The organism is Psychrobacter sp. M17(2026), assembly GCF_055699815.1.
In genome coordinates this window covers 836490-853892 of record NZ_CM146741.1, presented here as the reverse complement: position 1 = coordinate 853892, position 17403 = coordinate 836490, and the positions used below count along the sequence as shown (strand labels likewise).

Genomic DNA, 17403 nt, shown 5'->3' with positions numbered 1-17403 from the left:
CCTAGCATTTATAACGGTTGTAAAAGCTAAACTAACAGCGTATCTTACCAGTTTTTTGTGACTCTGCCAGTAAGTAAACGTCAACGCTATCACCTAAACTGCCTCTTAAAACCTTCTCTACGCTATCTTTAAAGATGACTCTATCTTATGAATTTTATAGACTATATTTCTGGATTTTTACTCGGCTTATCACTGATTATTGCTATCGGCTCACAGAACGCTTTTGTCCTCAAACAAGGTCTCAAGCGCGAGCATGTCTTTATAGTCTGCTTGTTTTGCGCGGTCAGTGATGCCTTGCTGATATCCGCTGGGGTTGCAGGGTTTGGCGCGGTTACTGCGCGCTTCCCGCAAGTGGTGACTATAGCCAAAGTTGCAGGAGTTATCTTTTTGTTGGGCTATGGTCTGCAAAGTCTCTATGCTAGTGTGCGCATATCACATGCACTCGATACTGAGGGAGCGGCAGTAACTAGTCTAAAAAAGGCGATATTGCTTTGTATCGGTTTTACTTGGCTCAATCCGCATGTCTATCTAGATACTTTGGTGCTAGTTGGCATGGTTTCAACAGGCGCAGATAATAAATTACTGTTTGGGTTGGGCGCTGTTAGTGCTTCATTCTGTTTTTTCTTCGCGCTTGGTTATGGGGCGCGCTTGCTCAAGCCTTTATTTGTCAAACCAAAAGCATGGAATATATTAGATGGCTTGGTTGGTCTATTGATGCTGTATTTGGCATGGCATCTTTATAGTAGTTAAACATTGCCAGTAACAAGTAGTCGCCATAAAAAAACCAAACACCTTATACAAGGATGTTTGGTTTTTATAACAAACTCAATTATTAATAACTGAGTTTTTAAGAAGCTTTTTTGCGCTTGGTCGGCTTAACAAGGGTTAAGTTTAAAAAGTGCTCAAGCGAATCATCAGTAATATCTAACCACCGCTCTGGTAATTCAGGCGCAAGTGTACCCGTTAGAGTTGATCGATAGGCTTTTTCTCCAAAGCCCATAATATTACTGACTTTATCAATCTGCCACTGCTTTAAAATATCCGCCTGTTTTTCTACGGCAAACTCTGGATAGTCTTTAGAGTTGGTCAAATCACGGATATAGCTGGCTTGAAAGTCAATAGAATCATTAACCGTTACCGTATCATCGTAAGTCGCTAACCAATGATTTTCATCTTCTGTACGAGTCGCTAGATCTGGCAATTCAATCTCACCCATCATCACATCACGCGCATACCAAGCCTGCGCATCGAACATATTAAAGGTAAAGCACTGATCCTGCATACCAATAAGATGTCTTCGCCTTTGAACTCTAGCGCATCACGGAAGTCATGAGCATGTAAGACGCGACCTGGGAACTCTTCCAAGCCTTCAAAGTAAGTAAGGAATATTTGGCGTTGAGAAATGATCTGTCGCGACAACGACATAATCGAACTTTTCTACTTCTTGCTCACCCGTTTTATGGTTCATAACGGTGACAGTGAACATCTGCGTTAATAACTTACATGAGATCAGGAAACAACGTACGTAAGCCGCTGACTATAATTTCAATCGATACAGCGGCTAGCAGCATGCCCATAATTCGACTCATAATATTAAGCCCTGTATCGCCTAATACTCGGCCGATTCTACCTGCTGCCATTAACCCTAGATAACAAAATAGACTGATCAGTAATCCTGCTATGATTATAGCGGAGACCTGTAAAATACCTGAGACCTGTGATGAATAGATAATAACCGTTGAGATACCACCAGGGCCGATCATCATCGGTATTGCTAAAGGAACAACGGCAGAGGCCGTCGTTGGTGGTGAATTTTGTACATGATCAACGTTGAAGCTATCTTGATCAGGCTTGGCAGGGTTGCCCTCACCATTCATCATTTTGAGGGCAATTAAAAATATTAGAATACCCCCAGCTAACTGAAATGAGCCGATAGAGATACCCAAAGCTTTAAGTAAAATCTCACCTGCCACGGTGAAAAAGCTAATAGTGATAAAGATGGTCATACAGGCAATGCGAGCAACCTTGCGTCGATCCATCATCGAGTAGCCGCGTGTTAAGTCCAAAAACAGCGTCAATGCTGCAAACGGATTAATCAAGACCATAAAAGCTAAGATAATTTTGATAATTTCAGTATTCACTGAACGCTCACTCGTCTATTGATAACTTGTTACTAATACTTAGTGGCTAATACTCAATTATTAGCACTCAGTTATTAATAGTAAGTTTTGGCAAAAGAGAAGGCCATCGTGCGCTGGCAACGATGACCTTATTCAATTTTCTGTATGGTACTAGTTACGATAGGCTATCGTATTACTATGGCGCGCATTGTATCATAGGCGGATAAGCTAATTAAATCATTAACTTCAGCTAATTCATGACTAGACATTCAATATAAAGAATCTCAAAACCCTACTTGGATAGTGAGCCTAAGCACTGAAATCAAGCCCAATATCTAACGCAGTAGTGCTATGGGTCAAATAGCCCATAGCGATAAAATCAACGCCTGTTGCAGCGACGGCTTGTACGCTCTCAGGCGTAATGCCACCTGAAGCTTCGGTCTTCGCATGTCCTTTACATAGCGCTACTGCCTGCTGCAAAATATCGGGAGGCATATTATCTAGTAGTACTAAGCTGACGCCTGTATTTAATGCAAGCTTTAGCTGCTCCAAAGTATCTACCTCAACCTCTATCGGTATCAGATGCCCTGCAAACTCTTGCGCTTGCTTGATAGCAGTTGTAATGTCACCTGCAATGGCTATATGATTGTCTTTGATTAGTATCGCATCATCTAACCCTAAGCGATGATTACGACCACCGCCGCAACGTACGGCGTACTTTTGCACAATACGCAGACCTGGAATGGTCTTACGCGTACAAGTAATCTGCGCAGGATAATCGGCTACACTATCGACGATTTGCTGAGTCGCTGTCGCAATACCACTTAGGTGGGTTAGAAAATTCAGCGCCGTACGCTCAGCAGTTAAAAGGTGTCTAGCATTACCACGCACAGTCGCTAATACGGTATCAGCCGCTACTCGCTCACCATCGCTAACGCATGCTGTAAATTCAATTTGGCTATCAACCAACGCAAAGGCCAAGCATGCCAAGTCCATACCGCAAATGATGCCAGCTTGTCGTGCACGAATTTGCAGTTGCGCTTGTCTGTTAGCTGGTATGGTAGCTTGCGAGGTCACGTCGCCACGCCGACCCAAGTCCTCTGATAATGCAGCTGTCACTAAAGGCTCTAATAATACTCGATTCAATGCTGGCTCTGCATACTTGGCTGATTCTGAATGCTTAGCTGACTCTACTTGTCTGCTCATAATTATCTTTTAACCTATTCAAAGTTAATTAAACTCAAAATGAGCATAAATATAACGTAAAGTAAGCATGCCTGCAAGAGTTGTTGATTATTTATATAAAAAAGTATGTCATTCTTATCTAAATTTAAGCTTTGTTATCTATCACTTTATATTTTAACTTTGCATGTAATCGATACTAAATAATACATTTACGTATTATTATGCCGCGCAACTGGTATCAATTTTTATTGCTTGCTGTGTCTACGCTGACAGAGGCTGCTAAAAATAGATACCCGTCACGCTGTAAGGTTTTTATATCGGACTAACCATACCTGTTGTTTGTTTTATCAAAATACGAAAAGCTTACATTCACCTCACTAGAACTACTTGCGTTTAGGCAGTTTGCTGTCCATAAGTAAGCTTTGCAGCTCAATGTCATGAGCGAAGCGATACAGCTTGGCAGGGCGACCGCGCTGGGCGCTACTACTCTCCCCTGTAGGCACCACTAAATTTTGCGAGTCAAGTAGACGGCGGAAATTTTGCTTATGTAAGCTCACTCCTGATAGTGATTCAATACTTTGTTGCAATTGAGACAAAGTAAACACCTCGCTCATCAGCCCAAAGATTAACGGTCGGTATTCTATCTTGGCACGCAATCTGGAGATAGCGGTCACGATGACTCTTCTATGATCGTAGTACATCGGCATACCTAGTAGCTTCGCCTGACCAGCCGCTAGCTTATCTGGCTGATAGTTAGGCGCTTCTGGAATTAATTCCGCTTCATAGAGCATCTCGTAACGTAGCAAAGCGTGCTCAGTCACCCACTCATGAGCGCCGATACCCCAACATAGTCCAATACGTTGCTGGCGGCGCTTCTTAATAAGATCACTCTCAGCACTCTTAGCCCATGCCTCAAGAGCCGGTACAATCAGCTCGGTAATCACGATAGGTCGACCTAGCAAATGATTCTCCCAAGGGAAATAATCATACCAATCGCGCCAAATCGCTGCGGTCTGTAGCTGTTGATTTTGGGTCTCTTGCACCAGTCCTAAATAGCTGACATAGACCAAGGCATGACCGTCGATGTTGCGTCTATTAGTATCGACAAAGGTATACAGCTGCTCAAGATAACCCATCGGTTGCTGAGTTTGCTCTTCTACCCATTGGCGCACACCCGCTTGTAATGAGCGATGCAACGGCATAAGCGGTCCGTTAGGTAGCAATTTACCTTGATCCACTGTCAATACTCGCGCGGTATGATCAGTAATAGCAACCAGCACGGCAACGACTTCGGTGGTGCCACTGCCCTGTTGGTGCGCATGTGAATAAGACATAGTCATATTTTACAATTACTCTCATTAATTATTAATTATTAACGCTATCGCCATAAAAAAACATGCTAATCAGTATAGCCTGAATAACCTTTTTAAGGCGCTGTTTATACTTTTAAAAGACAAAGTTATCATCGTCAAAGCTATTTTAAAGCAAAATAATATAAAAATAACTTGTATTAATGCTCAAAATGAGCATAATTAAATCAACTTACTTATTTCGCTTGTTATTTCTTCATCTAAAATATTAATCTCAAAAAGGGTTCACTATGACGACTTATCCTTATGACGCGCCACTACTTAGCACTGATAAACGCAACGCCATTCAGCTTAATATCGAATATGCCAAGGCTAAGATGCCTGCAGATCTGCCACGCGCCAAACGTTTAGAAGTTGAAGCTAACATCAAGCAACTATTAATCGATAATAATGCCGTGCTGGTCGCTCACTATTATGTTGATCCTTTTATCCAAGACTTGGCACTGGCGACAGGTGGCTGTGTCGGAGACTCGCTAGAGATGGCGCGCTTTGGGCAAGCGCACAGCGCTCAGACTTTAGTCGTCGCAGGCGTACGTTTTATGGGCGAGTCGGCAAAGATTTTGAGTATGGATAAGACTATCCTCATGCCAGACCTAGAGGCGGAGTGCTCGCTGGACTTGGGCTGCCCAGTTGATGAATTCTCAGCGTTTTGTGATGCTCACCCAGAGCGTACGGTAGTGGTCTATGCTAATACTAGTGCCGCAGTCAAAGCACAGGCCGATTGGGTAGTGACCTCATCGGTTGGCATCGATATTGTCCGTCATCTGCATGCGCAAGGTGAGACTATCATTTGGGGTCCTGATCGCCATTTGGGTCACTATATCGCGCAAGAGACAGGCGCGGATATGCTGCTATGGCAAGGCTCTTGTCTGGTGCATAATGAGTTTAAGGCGATAGAGCTTGAGCAATTAAAATCTGAACATCCAGAGGCCAAAGTACTCGTTCATCCTGAATCGCCTGATAGCGTCGTTGCGCTCGCTGATGTGGTTGGCTCGACTAGCAAATTGCTGCAATCGACTTATGAGCTGGATGCCGATACTTTTATTGTAGCGACTGACTTGGGTATCTTACATGAGATGCAAAAACGCTCGCCAGATAAAACATTCTTAGCAGCGCCAACGGCTGGCAAGAGCGCCAGTTGTAAAAGCTGTGCTTTTTGTCCTTGGATGGCGATGAATGCGTTGCAAGGCGTTGAGCAGTGCTTAATTAATAACAGCGGTGAAGTCTTACTAACGCAAGAGATGGCAACAGCTGCACGCAAGCCACTACAGCGTATGCTCGATTTTGCTGCTAATAACAATCAACGCGTAGCAGCTAGTGGCGATATAGTCAAAGACCGTGAGCTGTTTGCTGATGTTGGGGCAGCCTAAAATGATTTCTTTAGCTAATACTAAGGTGATTTATACTGACGTTCTTATTATTGGTGCAGGACTGGCAGGTCTCAGTACCGCGCTGGCTTTACCCAAATCACTTAAGATCATCGTATTAAGCAAAGCTGACTTGCAAGCGTGCTCAAGTCATTATGCCCAAGGTGGTATCGCGGCAAGCTTAGCCAAAGACGATAGCGTCAGTGACCATGTTGCTGATACCTTAATCGCTGGTGCAGGGTTATGTGCGCCTGACAACACTGCTAGTATTCTAAGTCAAGGTCGGCAAGCAGTGCAGTGGTTATGTGCTCAAGGTGTGCCTTTTACTCAGATTCCGCTGAATGACACTAATCGTCTATCTAATACTAATACGACTACAAATACTAGTGATCTGCATTTGACTAAAGAAGGTGGTCACGGCTGTCGGCGCGTGGCACATGCTGAGGATGCTACGGGTCGCCATATCATGCAGGCGCTCATCGCAAAAGCACAATTGGCCACTAATATCACTATTTTACCTTTTTATGAGGCTTTAACTTTATTAACCAAGTCTACAGACGCTGACAATAAACTTGCTAATAACAAATCCACTAATAACAAGTCCGCTAACCAGAGCCATCAGCAGCACTGTTTTGGGGCGATCGTTTTTGATCATAGTACTCAGCAGCAGCTGGCTATTCATAGTCGCGCCGTGGTTATGGCCAGTGGCGGATTAGGTCAATTGTTCGCTCGTGCCAGCGCGCCTAATGTCTGTGTCGGTGATGGCGTCATGATGGCATGGCAGGCAGGCTGTCGGCTTGCTAATTTAGAGTTTGTTCAGTTTCATCCGACAGGTTTGGCGCTAGCTGATAGTAGCTTTCTAATATCAGAAGCTCTGCGCGGCGAAGGCGGACATCTATATTGCCCGAAGACTGGCAAGCGTTTTATGCTAGATATTGATGAGCGTGCAGAATTAGCACCACGAGACATTGTCGCGCGTGCGATAGCGACACAGATTGCAAGTAATGATTTGGGCTTTGTGCATTTGGATGTCAGTCACTTGCCAGCGACATTTATAAAGCAGCATTTTCCGCAGATTTATCAGACGCTATTAGCGTTAGGATTAGATATCACCACTGACCCGATTCCCGTTGCGCCAACCGCCCACTATAGCTGCGGCGGTATCGTGACTTGTAGTAGTGGTCTAACGGATGTACGAGGATTATATGCCGCTGGTGAAGTGGCGTATACTGGTCTACACGGGGCCAACCGCTTAGCCAGTAACTCGCTATTAGAATGCGTAGCCGTTGGACGCAATATTGCCGCTCATTTGCCAGCTTACTTAACAGATTATCAATGGTCATCCCCTATAGTTGAGGACTATGAGCGAATAACTTTATCAATCAAGAAATCAGCAATCACACCTTTTAACACGTTTTCTCACACTAAAAGCGTTACTACTGATATTGCTGATACAGCAACTATCAGCGCTGAGCTAAAAGCCTTAATGAGCAGTCATCTAGGTATTACTCGTCATGCCAAGCAATTAGAGCGAGCATTACGACAAATACAACAGTGGCAGCAAGATATCACCGCTATGAACCATGATAAATATGATCCATGGAATCTAGAGCTGTCAAAGGAAACCTTAACGGCCAACCCTAGTTCTGCTACACTTAATGACTTAGACCGCTTTCAACTGGCACGCCAGCTACAATTAGCAACTTTGATTGTGCAATCCGCTTATCAGCGCTGTGAGAGTCGTGGCGGTCATTATCGTCAAGACTATCCTAATATGGCAAGCCGGCCCAAAATTAGTATCATTATGCCAAGCTCAGCGGATATAGTAGATAGTGAAAACTGGTACTATAAGACTAAAAGTACAAATAATGACGATCTACAAGCTGCGAGCTTTGTTTAAATAGTTTAGATAGACAGTCACTTTTGGTTTATAACGGTCGCTATCTTCGCAAGCTTTTATGTGTCCTTGAATATCTAATTAGAGCGTTACTACCATGACGACTGATACCCTATTTATTATTGGATTGATGACAGTGGTTAGTGTCGTTTGGGGCGCACTTGCCTTGCCAAAACTGCGTAAGCGTCTGCCAACTATTTATCTGATTGCGCGCTCGTGGTGGTGGATGTTAGCGGCGCTTTGTAGCTGTTATCTCATTGCCAAAATCACTCGTCATAGCGAGCAGCCCTATCAGTTCCTGCTGGTGGGGTTTTTTGTGCTCATCGGCTTGCGCGGCAGCTACGAGATCAGTCGACTATGGCGGCAAGAGAGTAAACAGCGGCTGATTGTTAAATTGCAAGCTCGCGGCCTACAAGCTCGGGCTATCGCTATCCCTTATCCTAGTAAGTTCACTGTCAACGACTCACAGGGTGCAGCTAATAAGAATTATTTAAGCCCTCAGCAACCAACTGCTGTGCAGCCCTACGCTTATCTAAATACTTTAGATATTACTTTTAGCTTGGTGTTTATGTTGCTTATTATCAGCTTAGTTTGTTTGCAGATATTGACCTGGCAGCGCGGTGAATACGGCGTATTATTGTTTGTGTTATTCGCCAGTCAATTTAATGATATTGCGCAATTTTTATGTGGCAAATTATTCAAAGGTAAATGGTTTAAACGCGGACTTGCTCCTAGAATCAGTCCTAATAAAAGTATCGAAGGCGCTGTGTTTGGCAGCCTATTATCAGCATTACTTGCGACTCTTTTAGGGATTTGGCTCACGCCTTTTACTTGGTGGTTATGCTTTATAGCCGCTTACGGTCTTGCGGTCAGTGGGATTGCAGGGGATTTATTAGAGTCCGCCTTTAAGCGTCAACACGGGGTAAAAGATACGGGAACAATGCTGGCAGGACATGGCGGCGTGCTGGATCGCGTCGATAGTTTATTGATTGGGGTGCCGTTATTTACAGTAGCTTATTGGGTTTTTGGTTAGACGACAGCTTATTAATTATCTTTATCTACTTTGGCGCGTAATAATCGATTTAACAGCGGTTTAGGAAGATGGTTTAAAGCGCGAACAATATAGCGCATAGGCCGTGGAAATACGCCAAGCTCTACATTGTTATCGATAGCTTGCATGATATGACTGACTGCCTTATCAATACTAATAATAAACGGTTTATGGCTGGCATCACCGTTATTCAAATCGCGTAGCGCTTGAGTATCGATATAACCTGATGCAATGCAAGTCACTTGAATCTGAAAAGGCGTGAGTGCTGTCCGATAAGCGCTACTCGTAGCTATCATTGCCCGCTTGCTCTTGGCATAAAGACTGGTGTAAGGATAATCGAGAGTACCTGCGATTGATGCAATACATATTAAACTTAACTTATCTACATAAGCTAACTGATTATCTCCCTCTAAAGCTTGGCTTTTTAACTGCTGACTGGCCCAGCTAAATATATCTTGAAAAGCTTGCAGATTAATCGCTAAAATCTGCTCGCTATCGACTTGATTTAGGGTATGCACTCGCTCATTAGTATAGCTACCTGCACTATAAATAAGTCGCTCAAAACGTACCTTAGATAACTCTGTCATTAATCTCTGACGCTGTATCAAGTCCGTTAAATCACAGCGATAAGTCCTAATATCAGGATGCTCAAGATTAAGCTTGGTAATCTTATTTTCATTACTTCCAACTATGGTAACCTGCCAGCCAAGCTTTTGATGCTGCAAAGCCAGCGCTAATCCTATACCGCTAGTGCCACCCACTATAATGATATGCGGTGGTTGACTGGCGCTAGATTGCATTAACTTAGTCATAGTGATCGCTTATAATTGCTGCTGCTGGATATAGTCAGTGGTGCGCTGATAGCCATACTGCCACTGCGCTTGCATCGTCTGGACAAAGCCATCGTAATCATGATGAATCAGCGCCACGGTCATCTGCTTCATACTAAAGCGTTTGCGCACTGAGCCGATCAATTGCTGACCATTATCCGCGAACGGTAGCCAATGGAGCTGTCTGCTGTCCTGATTAGCAAGCTTTGGTGAAAAACCATGCACTTGCGCTAAGCGCTGATTGGGATCAAAGCCAAAAATACGTTGAATCGCAGGAGCCGCCAGCCACGAGTCATAACCTGCTTTAGTTTCCGCAAATACCGTATCGGCAAGCGTACAAGCTAGCTCAATAGGCGTCAGATTAATCACCCCACCTAAGCACCAGCCTAAATCTTGATCATGTATCGGTGGCAGGTAATACATATCCGCCATCGATGCGCGTACCGCAGTTGCCATATCCCACTCAGTAATTATCTTTACTGACTGATTGATACGTCCGTTAGCAAAAGCATGGGCAGGCGATGACAAAGGGTTTTTAAAAAAATGGCTATCTGCTAGTGATAAACGTTTTGACGCAAATAATAGCTCTTGTAGTTGAGGCGCCTTATTAACATTAGCCGTAGCTGCTGTTAGACGACTAGCGATAATCGCTATATCTGGCGCGGTACTGGTAGAGCCACCACTACATTCATTATTTGGTAAAAATCTCAATAACTCATCCAACCATTGTGCCTCGCTATCAATCCGAAACATCGCTAGTCGTTGTAGCTCGTCTATTAGCCGCTCATGATTGTCTTTACTTTGATAGTGCTTATGGCGAGTACTATTACGAGATAAGCGCCAACGCTTAATAGCATTGAAACTATAGCGTAGCTTTAATTTAACATTAGCCTCAGTAGCATCAACATGCCTGATGGCTTTTATGACGCTGTACAGTTCACGGCTGACTGCTAGTTGCTGTAAGTCATACGGGTCAGGCGCTATCTGCACCAGCAATGCCGATAGACTACCACCGCAAGTACCAAGAATAATATCTGGCCTCAGATCATGCTCGACCAGTGCCGCATAACTACCTAGATAATAACCAAAGCGCGAGCCACCGCCTGAGAACAGTTGCACGCGCTTATAAAGTTTATTTACCGCGTCACTCATTGATTATCAGCCTGGCTTTTTTTATTTGGCTCAGCTAACTTAGAAACGTTGTTGTCTACTACTTGACGCTTTTTAGCTAATGACACCGTAAAGATACCAAAGCGATCAATGCGCATGGCTACCTTTTCGAAGCCTGCATCATTAACCAGCTGATCCATCTCTAACTGTGAGCGACAACGCATGACCCAATCGCTACCACGATGATTATTTAAGGTTTTACTAATAAACTCTTGCTCAGGATGCCAAGGCTGATTGGTGTATAACAAATAGCCGTCAGCTTTTAGGCTAGCATATATTCCTGCTAAAGCTGTCGCAGGTAAAGTATTGTCTGAGAACAATTCAAATACACCAGAGGCAATAGCGATATCGAATTTTTTATCACCCTGCTCAGACTGATAGCTGGCAGAATCAAAAGCATCCTTTTTATAAGCTAGCACTCGATCAGCCATCGCTAAGCTCTCGGCTTTAGCTTGTAGCGCTTGGATGTTATGTGAATCATAATCACGCAGTTCAGCTTGTAGATTATCGAACTGGGTCAATAGATCAAAAACATAGTAGCCATGACCACTGGCAATGTCTAATAGCTTAAATTGCTGAGGCTGATTTGCTATGTCATTGTTTGCTTGAATTTTATCAAGCGCCTGAGCTGCTAACTCTAATATATGCTCACGGCGAATACGAATGCCTTGCCAGCCAATATTACTCAGATAGAACTTATCGACGGCTTGTCCAATCGCGCCTTTACCGCTGGGTTGATTATAATAGACATGATCGAGCGAGTTGCCCGAGTCAAAGCCATGCTCAAGTCCTGTAGCAATAGCATCGCTGATATGACCGAATTTTTGCATAGCAAAGCGCGTAATAGCAAAGCTTGGGTTAAACGGCTTAATCGCTAGCTGATCGACTTTATCTTTGCTGGCGCTATTAAGATGCGCACTACGTAAATCCGCGTTTGCTATATCACGACTAAATAGGTGCTCGGCAAACTCAATACAATCAGCAATAACATCGGCTTTATTAGTCTCATGAAAGATCGCATGATAGCTATCGGGATAGAGCTGCCAGCGCTTATTATCGGTATTTATCGCTTCATAAAACTGGCGCTCAGCTTGCTTATCGACCACGTAGTCTTTACCCGCACATAGTACAAAAGTCGGTACAGTAATCGCTGCCGCATCATCAAGTAAGCGCTGTCCTGTCGCATGAGTATCGATCAATAAGTCGGTTGAAATACTATTCGATATCAGCGGATCCGCGTTATAAGCCTGCTGAGCTTCCTTGTCATGGGTTAATACTTGCGCTTTTACGTAGCTACTCACCCGTGACATTAGACCCAGCGCACGAGCAACCTTTAGTGAAGGAATCGCAAACGGTATATACAAACGAATACTAAGCGCGGGTGTACCTAAGATCATCCCGCGAATGTTAGGCGCATAATCGTGCACCCAAGCGGCGGCTAATACCGCACCAATACTGCTCGCGACTACTAGCGTATCTTCGATAGCAATACCCGTCTGACTGATAACGAGCTGCACAAAATCTTCTAAATCACGCTCAAGTTCAGTCACGCTCTCGGCATGATCTTTGATACCGCCTGAGCGCCCATTACCACGCGCATCCCAAGCAAAAACTTGATAGCCTGCTTGTGCATACTGCTCGCCAATCTCATTTAGGCGTCCTGAGTGCTCATGCCCTCTATGCAAAAGAATGACTTGTCGTAATGGCTGGTCTGTATTTTTAATCTCATTAATTGGCATTTCACTTAAAGGATAGGTTAGCCAATAGCGATAAAAAATCGCTGTGCCATCGTAAGCGTTATAACAGCTCTCGCCTGTGATGACTTGGTGCATATCTGCGTCTAAAGAAGGGGTTGGCATAAGGTTAAACTCCGAGGGGTGACTAGCGATAGAAAGCGCGTTATTTTCAAGCCTAGCGATTGGCGGGTTACGCAGTAGATAAAGCTCCGCTATAAAACGCATACGATTTGAACAAGTCTTGAGCAGTAACGCTTGAGTCAATAACATTAACGGTTTAAGTGTTAACGTCGCAAATGGTAGCTTTGTACCTATCCAAGTACCCATAACTCCTAGCACTAAAGCCCGATCACTTTTGCCTAGAGGCCCTTGATTGGCTCGCTCTTTAAAGCTTATATTACTGATAACAGCCAGCAGTTCAGTGCTAGTACTGAGCATATTAATAATGACAATATAATGCTTATTAATATACGAATTAGATTCAACAAATCCTAATTTATGAGCATCCGCTTTATAATTTTTTAGATGCGGCGACAGACTGGCTATCAAAGCCGTATCAGCAATTATATCACCTGCCTCATTAAGCCACGCACCAAGCGTCGAGGCCTGCCCATGCTCGCGCGCCATCATGCCATCAATGGCGTTAAGACCCATCCGCACAAACAATGAGATCGGCAGTAGCAACCATAGTCGCGGCTGGTTTTGCGCAGGACGAGCGATCACATAAGCTGTACCCACGCTCAAAATCACTGCTGATACCGTCACTTGATTAGCTGTGCAATCATGCTCGACTAGCGCATCGCTGAGCGGTCGTAATTGGTCTTGAAATTGAGACTTAAGCTGGTATAAAGACATAGATTTGGCTAACACTTCACAAGCAGAATGCTATTAATGTAGCAGCAAACATCGGTGAGGTAAATGCTTAACTGACTTTGTCAAAAGTGATATCGATTACTATAGAAACCTGAACAATTTTACTGACGCATAGCAGTGTATGAGATAGCTTATGATACAATTCTCAACCTATAAAAACACTATGTCCTTATTTCAATAAGCCCGCTATTTCGAGCCGCCCGTATGGAAAGTCTACTCACCCTAGTTTTAGTATTAACGCCATTATTTATTGGCTTTGCCATTCCCTCCAATCATAAGATGACCGCCTTTGCTGATAAAGGGCTGACTTATTTAGTATTTATTATCTTAACATTAATTGGGATTGAGCTATCACAAGTTGAAGGCTTGGGCAGTCAAATAGGTGAAATAGCGCTCTATGTCACCGTATTATCGATACTCACTATCGGCACTGGTCTATTTGGGCTAATGCTATTTGACCATCTGAACCCTTGGGACGCCAAAAAACCAAGCGCAAAGTCAAAAGAACATCGCGTCAGTATTCGCGGCAGCTTAGTACAAGTGGTTTGTGTGGTGATTGGTATGGTGATCGGTTATTTCTTGCCAGCAGGTTATATGCCGCCTGAAAACACGATGACGATTATGCTAATGATATTAATCCTACTGGTCGGGATTGGCCTCAAAGGCTCAGGGATTACGCTAAAAGAAGTGCTGCTTAACAAGCGTGGCGTAGAGATGAGCATTATTTTCACAGTAGCGGTATTGGTTGGCGGGCTTTTATTTGCGCTGATATTTACCGATGTGTCATGGACAAAAGGCTTAGCACTCGCCTCTGGCTTTGGTTGGTACTCGCTATCGGCTATCGTCATGACTGATGCTTATGGCGCAATTTGGGGCAGTGTGGCACTATTTAATGACTTAATCCGTGAGTTCTTTGCGCTGATATTTATCCCTGTATTTATGCGTAAATATCCTTCTGCGTCAGTCGGGCTTGGCGGCGCAACTAGCCTTGATTTTACTTTGCCTATTATTCAACAATCAGGCGGATTAAAGGTTGTGCCATTAGCGATTAGCTTTGGCTTTATTATTAATATTGTCTCGCCCGTGTTGATGGTGGTGTTTTCGTCTTTGGGTTGATGCTATGTTAAGTTAAATAAAAAGGAGATATCACTATGTCCATGTGGGAAGTCGAGTATTTAGTAGAAGAAGTTGTCAAGTTAATTGGTAGCAGCGATGCTACGCCAAGTGAAAGAAGAAATCTGATTGGCAATGCGTATCATATTCAAGAGCAGTTCGATTGTAGCTTTACCCATTTTAGGGTGAAAGATTTTTTACTAAAAAATGAATACATTCAACCCTATGCTATCAAAGAATTTCCTTTGTATAACGACTACACTGAATGGTTTGATGGGTTAACCAATCACGATTTTGTTTGGATTCATCAGCATCCTGAGCAACCATGGTCAGAGGATAATCTAGAGATCGGTTATTGGGATAAAGAGTCACGGCAAATATATGTCAATTTTGCCACGCCTTACTACACGCTAAATCCAAAAGAAACCTTTATAACGTATGAGCCGTTAGGTTTTAGCTTAAAAATTATTGAAGAAGCTGGCAAGCAGAAAAATAAAGATATCGTTTATGATTGGACTGCCTTTATTGTTTTTTATTTACTAACGGCTCTACCCGCAGATAAAACAGTATCAAAATTGAAAGACGACTACTTTAGCAAAATCAAAACGATATTTGCGCAGTTTGACTTTGCTGACTACGAGCCTATCGATAATCGTTTAGATTTGTATAGTGAGTTCCATGAAGAGTGGCTGCCAGAGCTACAATTGGAGCTGCTTAAGTTTGTGACTAATTAATAATTCATCAGCCCATCGGCAAATCTTTATCCACCTGACAAGCGCTATCATGCCAGTCTAAAAACTCATTAATAGCTTTTGTAGCTGATCGATTGTTGCCTTGTTGATCACCAAAGCTTTTAACATAGCGACAAGCTTTATAATTTTTAGCAAAGGTATCATAGCTCTCTATCCACTGTTGACGTGCGACTAGCTCGGACTGCTGCTTTTCAAAGTCGTCATATTGCTCTTCGTCCATTGTTTCAAGCCTCTTATCATCAAAACTGGTATCAATAAACCAAAAGTTGTTAGCAGGAATTTGTTTATCTAATTTATTGTTATTGACCTCAGTCATACGCCAAGGTTTTGCGGTTAAACGCGCGCGAAAGCATTGCTGTACTTGACATAGACGCACATAATTAGCGTCGGCATGGAAGTATGCAAACCACTCTGTCACTATTTTATTGCTTGGCACGACTAAATCGTGAACTGCAATCAATCGAAATCCAGCAGGCGTTTGATACAGTCGAAACTGCTCGTCTGGATGACGGATAACTCGCTTCTCAATTAGACTCGTTAGAAACGGCTGTAGCTCAGCTAAGTGCGTCTCATACTTTTGCTGGTTTGCCTGATAATGGGCTTGCTCATTCTTGCTGGCTTGTCGCCATAACAATGCCGTACCAATGAACATCGGTATAATCAACCAAGCCCACGATAGCGACTGCCAAGCTATAAAGCTTGCAATAATAATTGCCATAATAACAAAACCCCAAACTTGCAGTTTCATGGAAGCTGATTTTTTCGATGTATTAATTGGTGATTTATTGTCAGAAAGTTTTATGTTTGTAGATAGTGTAGGCGTTGCGTTGATGAATCTATCGTAGTTGGTATAGTCGTTAGGATATAGATAAAGAAGCAAATCAATACTATCGATATCAATGATAGCAACGTTATTGACGTTCGCCACTTGTGCGCCATAGCTATTACGCGTGACAATGACTAGAGTGGTTGATTTGTTGTTAGAAAAAACGGACTTGGAAATGATCGCTTCACGTATCGGGATGGCATTGCTTTGGTTATACTGCTCCGCGCGTTCACGACGGACGATATCTTCGCCAGCCAGCCAGCGATTATGCGCCTCGGTGACGCGCTCCTTAGCATGAATAAAAGCATCGGCTTGACTAACATCTGACCAGCCATAGCGCTTGATAGTGGCTTGTTTAGATGAGCTATCAGTTGCATCTTTTTTATCAAAGCGCTGCTTATGTTGCGCCCAGTATTTAGGGATGAGCATGGGGTTTGCCTAATCGTTTTAGTTAGATTTTTATATTTTGTAGCTAAGCTTATTAGTATTGGATACTATTATCACTTTATTATTAACCATCTGTTTAACGACATTATCAATTGCTTTGGGGTCTTCATCGCGTAAATAGCTTTTAAGATAATTTATCAAGCTTGATTTTTTTGAGGGTCGAGTGCTTATAGGTTTTTCTCTTATTGATGCTATTGCGCGTTGATATATCGTAGCAGAACTTTTGTTCTTTTCTGCTTTTGGCGTAGCAGTAGTGATAGTAGCCACTTTATCCAACTCATCATTAGGATAAAGCTGATTGGTATCTGCTAAACGCACAATATCCAAGCCATTATAAACAGTGTTTAGATGCTCAACTAAAATATCATAACCACTATCTCTGGCTACAATACAAATACTGGCTTGAGGGTCAATCTCAGATATTTTGCCCAAATAAAACGATAAATAAAAATCTAATGCATTTTTACCTACATGCTGCATCTTAATGATATGCACATTTTTATTATCGAATCCAAGCAAGGTTTCCACCAACTCAAGCGGTAGACTTTTCTGCTGATTAACGCCTAAAAACAACCATACATGACACTCATTTGTGTTCATAGTATCGAAGTTTTTTGGTTGAATGCTTTCATAGTCAACTAAAATATGCTTCATCAAAATATTCTT

The 17403-nt window shown here is 43.1% G+C and carries 15 protein-coding genes; 6 read left to right on the top strand and 9 right to left on the bottom strand.

All coding sequences use genetic code 11. The features are described from left to right. Positions 1–147: 147 nt before the first annotated feature. Positions 148–750: a LysE/ArgO family amino acid transporter gene (locus tag ACR63T_RS03700; protein WP_472784801.1), complete on the top strand. Its 603-nt coding sequence runs from the start codon at positions 148–150 to the stop codon at positions 748–750. A gap of 97 nt (positions 751–847) precedes the next feature. Here the strand turns inward: ACR63T_RS03700 and ACR63T_RS03695 are convergent, their stop codons facing one another. The 4 genes from ACR63T_RS03695 to ACR63T_RS03680 form a co-directional block, all read right to left on the bottom strand. Continuing rightward, positions 848–1282: a hypothetical protein gene (locus ACR63T_RS03695; RefSeq protein ID WP_472784800.1), complete on the bottom strand. Its 435-nt coding sequence runs from the start codon at positions 1280–1282 to the stop codon at positions 848–850. A gap of 217 nt (positions 1283–1499) precedes the next feature. Continuing rightward, a complete protein-coding gene (locus ACR63T_RS03690) occupies positions 1500–2141 on the bottom strand; it encodes a MarC family protein (RefSeq protein ID WP_472784799.1) in 642 nt (213 codons plus the stop codon). Between the two features lie 288 nt (positions 2142–2429). Then, complete coding sequence (gene nadC, locus ACR63T_RS03685) at positions 2430–3326, bottom strand: carboxylating nicotinate-nucleotide diphosphorylase (RefSeq protein WP_472784798.1); 897 nt, start codon at positions 3324–3326, stop codon at positions 2430–2432. A gap of 362 nt (positions 3327–3688) precedes the next feature. Continuing rightward, a complete protein-coding gene (locus ACR63T_RS03680; protein WP_472784797.1) occupies positions 3689–4645 on the bottom strand; it encodes an NUDIX hydrolase in 957 nt (318 codons plus the stop codon). Positions 4646–4905: 260 nt separating this feature from the next. Between ACR63T_RS03680 and nadA the strand changes: the two genes are divergently transcribed. The 3 genes from nadA to ACR63T_RS03665 all read left to right on the top strand — a co-directional run bounded on the left by nadA (position 4906) and on the right by ACR63T_RS03665 (position 8972). Beyond that, positions 4906–6045 (top strand): quinolinate synthase NadA, encoded by a 1140-nt coding sequence (gene nadA / locus ACR63T_RS03675; RefSeq protein ID WP_472784796.1) that lies wholly within the window; start codon positions 4906–4908, stop codon positions 6043–6045. A 1-nt stretch (position 6046) separates the two neighbouring features. Beyond that, positions 6047–7942, top strand: coding sequence for an L-aspartate oxidase (nadB, locus tag ACR63T_RS03670; protein WP_472784795.1), 1896 nt, complete (start codon positions 6047–6049; stop codon positions 7940–7942). A gap of 94 nt (positions 7943–8036) precedes the next feature. After that, positions 8037–8972: a phosphatidate cytidylyltransferase gene (locus ACR63T_RS03665; protein WP_472784794.1), complete on the top strand. Its 936-nt coding sequence runs from the start codon at positions 8037–8039 to the stop codon at positions 8970–8972. 11 nt (positions 8973–8983) lie between these two features. Here ACR63T_RS03665 and ACR63T_RS03660 read toward each other — a convergent pair whose 3' ends face one another. Genes ACR63T_RS03660 through ACR63T_RS03650 form a run of 3 tightly spaced genes read right to left on the bottom strand, consistent with a single transcriptional unit; the run spans position 8984 to position 13581 of the window. Beyond that, the gene (locus ACR63T_RS03660; protein ID WP_472784793.1) at positions 8984–9802 is read right to left on the bottom strand and encodes an SDR family NAD(P)-dependent oxidoreductase; all 819 of its coding nucleotides are present in this window, start codon (positions 9800–9802) and stop codon (positions 8984–8986) included. Positions 9803–9811: 9 nt separating this feature from the next. Then, on the bottom strand, positions 9812–10972 hold the full coding sequence (locus ACR63T_RS03655) for a patatin-like phospholipase family protein (protein ID WP_472784792.1): 1161 nt from the start codon (positions 10970–10972) through the stop codon (positions 9812–9814). After that, the gene (locus ACR63T_RS03650; RefSeq protein WP_472784791.1) at positions 10969–13581 is read right to left on the bottom strand and encodes an alpha/beta fold hydrolase; all 2613 of its coding nucleotides are present in this window, start codon (positions 13579–13581) and stop codon (positions 10969–10971) included. Before ACR63T_RS03650 ends, ACR63T_RS03655 begins: the two co-directional genes overlap by 4 nt. Before the next feature lie 222 nt (positions 13582–13803). Here ACR63T_RS03650 and ACR63T_RS03645 point away from each other — a divergent pair, with 222 nt between their 5' ends. Together ACR63T_RS03645 and ACR63T_RS03640 are read left to right on the top strand one after the other, a co-directional pair. Next, the gene (locus tag ACR63T_RS03645; protein ID WP_472784790.1) at positions 13804–14715 is read left to right on the top strand and encodes a LysO family transporter; all 912 of its coding nucleotides are present in this window, start codon (positions 13804–13806) and stop codon (positions 14713–14715) included. A 35-nt stretch (positions 14716–14750) separates the two neighbouring features. Next, positions 14751–15446 carry a hypothetical protein gene (locus tag ACR63T_RS03640; protein ID WP_472784789.1) on the top strand — a complete coding sequence of 232 codons (696 nt, stop codon included), beginning with the start codon at positions 14751–14753 and terminating at the stop codon, positions 15444–15446. Positions 15447–15453: 7 nt separating this feature from the next. On the opposite strand, the gene ACR63T_RS03635 is transcribed toward ACR63T_RS03640, so the two are convergent. Further along, a complete protein-coding gene (locus ACR63T_RS03635) occupies positions 15454–16719 on the bottom strand; it encodes a hypothetical protein (protein ID WP_472784788.1) in 1266 nt (421 codons plus the stop codon). A 30-nt stretch (positions 16720–16749) separates the two neighbouring features. Next, positions 16750–17391 carry a PIN domain-containing protein gene (locus ACR63T_RS03630; RefSeq protein WP_201572398.1) on the bottom strand — a complete coding sequence of 214 codons (642 nt, stop codon included), beginning with the start codon at positions 17389–17391 and terminating at the stop codon, positions 16750–16752. Positions 17392–17403: the final 12 nt, after the last annotated feature.

Coding starts and splice junctions, on each gene's coding strand:
- ACR63T_RS03700 (WP_472784801.1), top strand. CDS start 148: ATGAATTTTATAGACTATATTTCTGGATTTTTACTCGGCTTATCACTG.
- ACR63T_RS03695 (WP_472784800.1), bottom strand. CDS start 1,282: ATGCAGGATCAGTGCTTTACCTTTAATATGTTCGATGCGCAGGCTTGG.
- nadC (WP_472784798.1), bottom strand. CDS start 3,326: ATGAGCAGACAAGTAGAGTCAGCTAAGCATTCAGAATCAGCCAAGTAT.
- ACR63T_RS03680 (WP_472784797.1), bottom strand. CDS start 4,645: ATGACTATGTCTTATTCACATGCGCACCAACAGGGCAGTGGCACCACC.
- nadA (WP_472784796.1), top strand. CDS start 4,906: ATGACGACTTATCCTTATGACGCGCCACTACTTAGCACTGATAAACGC.
- nadB (WP_472784795.1), top strand. CDS start 6,047: ATGATTTCTTTAGCTAATACTAAGGTGATTTATACTGACGTTCTTATT.
- ACR63T_RS03665 (WP_472784794.1), top strand. CDS start 8,037: ATGACGACTGATACCCTATTTATTATTGGATTGATGACAGTGGTTAGT.
- ACR63T_RS03660 (WP_472784793.1), bottom strand. CDS start 9,802: ATGACTAAGTTAATGCAATCTAGCGCCAGTCAACCACCGCATATCATT.
- ACR63T_RS03655 (WP_472784792.1), bottom strand. CDS start 10,972: ATGAGTGACGCGGTAAATAAACTTTATAAGCGCGTGCAACTGTTCTCA.
- ACR63T_RS03650 (WP_472784791.1), bottom strand. CDS start 13,581: ATGTCTTTATACCAGCTTAAGTCTCAATTTCAAGACCAATTACGACCG.
- ACR63T_RS03645 (WP_472784790.1), top strand. CDS start 13,804: ATGGAAAGTCTACTCACCCTAGTTTTAGTATTAACGCCATTATTTATT.
- ACR63T_RS03640 (WP_472784789.1), top strand. CDS start 14,751: ATGTCCATGTGGGAAGTCGAGTATTTAGTAGAAGAAGTTGTCAAGTTA.
- ACR63T_RS03635 (WP_472784788.1), bottom strand. CDS start 16,719: ATGCTCATCCCTAAATACTGGGCGCAACATAAGCAGCGCTTTGATAAA.
- ACR63T_RS03630 (WP_201572398.1), bottom strand. CDS start 17,391: ATGAAGCATATTTTAGTTGACTATGAAAGCATTCAACCAAAAAACTTC.